Origin of the sequence: Mycobacterium sp. 29Ha, from assembly GCF_032883055.1 — a bacterium.
Lineage (GTDB): Bacteria > Actinomycetota > Actinomycetes > Mycobacteriales > Mycobacteriaceae > Mycobacterium > Mycobacterium gallinarum.
The window spans coordinates 1-3,171 of the sequence record NZ_JAMQTI010000065.1 but is presented as its reverse complement, the minus strand read 5'-3'; the positions used below and the strand labels follow the sequence as shown (position 1 = coordinate 3,171).

Annotated in this window: 3 protein-coding genes; all 3 read right to left on the bottom strand. The window is 66.2% G+C overall.

Features of this window, described 5'->3' with window-relative positions:
- Positions 1-988, bottom strand: a 988-nt coding sequence (locus M1248_RS33175) for a tyrosine-type recombinase/integrase (protein WP_317150927.1), incomplete at its 3' end; no start/stop codon positions are given.
- A complete protein-coding gene (locus M1248_RS33170; protein WP_317150926.1) occupies positions 988-1,908 on the bottom strand; it encodes a tyrosine-type recombinase/integrase in 921 nt (306 codons plus the stop codon). The genes M1248_RS33175 and M1248_RS33170, both read right to left, overlap by 1 nt.
- On the bottom strand, positions 1,905-3,116 hold the full coding sequence (locus M1248_RS33165) for a site-specific integrase (RefSeq protein ID WP_317150925.1): 1,212 nt from the start codon (positions 3,114-3,116) through the stop codon (positions 1,905-1,907). Before M1248_RS33165 ends, M1248_RS33170 begins: the two co-directional genes overlap by 4 nt.
- Positions 3,117-3,171: the final 55 nt, after the last annotated feature.

The window sequence follows — 3,171 nt, the reverse complement described above, 5'->3', positions numbered from 1 at the left end:
AGAGCGCTTCGAGGAAGGCGAGCAGGGGGTCGTTGGGGCGGTAACGTCCGGTTTCGATGTTGGGTGGCGTGGTGCGGGCGAGAGCTTTCTCCTTGATTTCGAGGTGGGCGTGCAGGTAGATCGCGGTGGTGTCAACTTGCTCGTGACCGAGCCAGAGCGCGATGACGGTGGTGTCGACGCCGGCTTCGAGCAGTCGCATAGCCGCGGTGTGTCGCAAGACGTGGGCGGTGACATGTTTCGTGTTCAGCGAGGGGCAGGCGATGGCGGCGGCATGTTGGTGATGGGCGAGTCTGCGTTCGATGCCGTCGCGGCTCAGTGATCTCCCGGTTCGTGTCGGGAAGATCGGATCTGTTGGTTTGCTTGATGATTCGGCCATCCATTCTCGCAGTGATTCGATAGTGGGTCTAGTCAGGGGTGTAACGCGGTCCTTGCGGCCTTTGCCATGGCAGGCGACGTGCGCTCCGGCTCCGAGGTGGATGTCGTTGCGGCGCAGCCCGATAACTTCGGAGACACGTAATCCGGTTTGGACCATGAGCAGGATGAGTGCTCGATCTCGTCGTCCGGCCCAGGTTGTCGGGTCCGGTGCCGCGAGCAGGGCGTCGACCTCATCGGTGGTGAGGTAGGTGACCAGGGCTCGTTCGAAGCGTTTGGACGGCATGGCCAGGACTCGGCTGATGGTGGCGGCGTGTTCGGGGTGGCGCAGCGCAGCGAAGCGGAACACCGAGTGGATCGCCGAGAGTCGGGCGTTACGGGTGCGCACGCTGTTGTGCCGATCGCGTTCGAGGTGATCGAGGAACGCGGCGATCAGGTCGCTGTCGACGTCGTCGATTTCAAGCGAGGATGGCTGCTTGCCGGTTCGCGTGGCGGCGAAACCGACTAGCAGCCTCCAGGCGTCGCGGTAGGCGCGGACGGTTTCGTCGCTGGCGTGGCGCTGTTGTCGGAGCCGGTCGGTGAAGAACGCCTGCAGGGTTGGGGCCAGCGCGGTCATCACCGGTCATCGCCTTCGCGGTCGAGCCGTTCGAGGGCTGCGGCGAGCAGTTCGGGCGCGGCCGACAGATACCAATACGTGCCCACGGGGCTGCGATGGCCGAGATAGGTGGCCAGCAGCGTGAGTTGGCGGTCGATGTCCAGATCACGGGTGTAGGCGTCGAGCAGCCTGGAGACGGCGAAGCTGTGCCGCACATCGTGGATGCGTGGCCGACACGACGACGATCGGGGTCCAATGCTGGCCTGCCGCAGCAGCTTCTGAAACGTCCAGTGGATGTTGCAGTAGAGCAACCTAGTGCCCGCCGGGGAGATCAACAGCGCCGTGGTGCGTGCCGTTGACCTTCGATCGGCGCGCTGCAGGTACTCGCGCACGGCTGCCGTCGTGCTCGGATGCAACGGCAGCTGCCGTGTGACACCGCCCTTGCCTTGCCGAACCAGCAGCACCCCGCGATCGGCATCGAAATCGTCGACGTCGAGGGCGATCGCCTCCCCGACCCGCATGCCGGTGACCACCAACAGCCCGATCAAGGTTTGGTAGGTAGCCACCCGCAACGGAAATCGCAGCGTGGTGGCAGCCCGCATCAACGCGGCGATCTCGGCGTCGGTGTAAAGATAGGGGTTGGCGCGCTGGGATTTCCACGGCAACACATCGGTGGAGGGCACCTCATGCGCCTCGTCGAGGACGTGCAGATAACCGGCGAACCCCCGCACGACGGTGAGACGGTGAGCCCACCACAGAGGGCTGCCGTCGTGTGGTAGCCGCGCCCACGCCAACGCCAGATCGGCGGTGATCACCGACGCGCCGCGCTCTTCAAGGTAATCGAGGAACTGGTTGAGCAGCTTCTCGGCACGCTGCAACGCGTAGCCGAGGGATCGGCGCAGGCTCAGGTAGTCGGCCAGCGCTTGACGCAGCGGGTTCATGCCGCACCACCCGGCCACGGGCGGGCCAGTTCGCGCAGGCCCTCGGTGTCGACCTTGGCGTAGATGCTGGTGCTCAGCAGATGCCTGTGACGCAGCACTTGACCGACTTCTGGGAGCGCCGCTCCCGCCCGCACCATCGCCGTGGCGGCGGTATGCCGTAACTGCCGCGCTCTCACGGGGCCCAGCCCGGCTCGTTGGGCTGTCCTGTTGACGGTGTCGGTCACGCCGCTCACCGACAAGGACCGGTGCGGGGCGCGGTATCGGACGAACACCGTGCGGCTTTCGGCGGTCGCGGGACGCCCGTCGCGCAGGTACTCGGCCACCGCTTCGCCCACGTCGACCGGCAGCGGCAGCCGCTCGATCCGATGCCCTTTGCCCGTAACGGCGAGTTCCCCAGCGCGCCAATCGATATCGTCGAGCCTTAAGGAGGCGACTTCACCCGGACGCAACCCCAGTCGCGCCAGCAGCACCAGCATCGCGTAATTGCGCCGACCCATCGGGGTGGTCCGGTCGCAGCAGGCCAATAGCCGCCGCACCGCGTCGCGGTCCAGGCCCCGCGGCAGGCCGAGGCGTGTCCCGCCGGCCACCGATGGGACCGCGGGTGCCAACGACGACCCGATCACGCCCTCCACGTGCAGAAAGCCCAGCAGCGACCGCACCGCGGTGACGACCAGCTTCGCCGTTCCCACAGCACGTCCAGGGCACGACGCCCGCACGAACCCAATCACATCCGCCGAAGTCAGCAACCCCAGATCCAGTTCGCCGCCCGCCATCCGCCTCGCAAGCAGCGGACTCGTCAGATGGGCATATAACCCGGCGGTGGACGGCGACAGTCCCCGCTCACGCACCAGATAGGCGCGGTAGCGAGCCAACAGCGTCTCCACCGCCCCGCCCGGCTGCGGCTCCGTCTCCGCCGGCACCGCGCCAAGCCCGCGCAGATACGTGAGCAAGGGCGATAAAGCCTTGGGAGACAACCACAGACGATAACCAGCAGCACGCCGTGCGGCGAGGAAATCCGCCAACACAGAAGCCGTCAGCCCATCGGCGGTCAGTCCGCACTGAGTCATCCACCGACTCAAATGCGCCATCAACTGCAGCTGATTGGCCGCCGCATTCGGTCGATACCCAAGCCGAACCAACTCGGCCGCGAAACCGCTGTTGAACGCCGCCAACGGGCCAGTCACCCGCACCCGATCCGGATTTCCCATGACGCCTCCTTCTCGTAACCGATAGAGAAGGAAAGCGTCGCGCCTCCGAGCCCAC

Coding starts and splice junctions, on each gene's coding strand:
- M1248_RS33170 (WP_317150926.1), bottom strand. CDS start 1,908: ATGAACCCGCTGCGTCAAGCGCTGGCCGACTACCTGAGCCTGCGCCGA.
- M1248_RS33165 (WP_317150925.1), bottom strand. CDS start 3,116: ATGGGAAATCCGGATCGGGTGCGGGTGACTGGCCCGTTGGCGGCGTTC.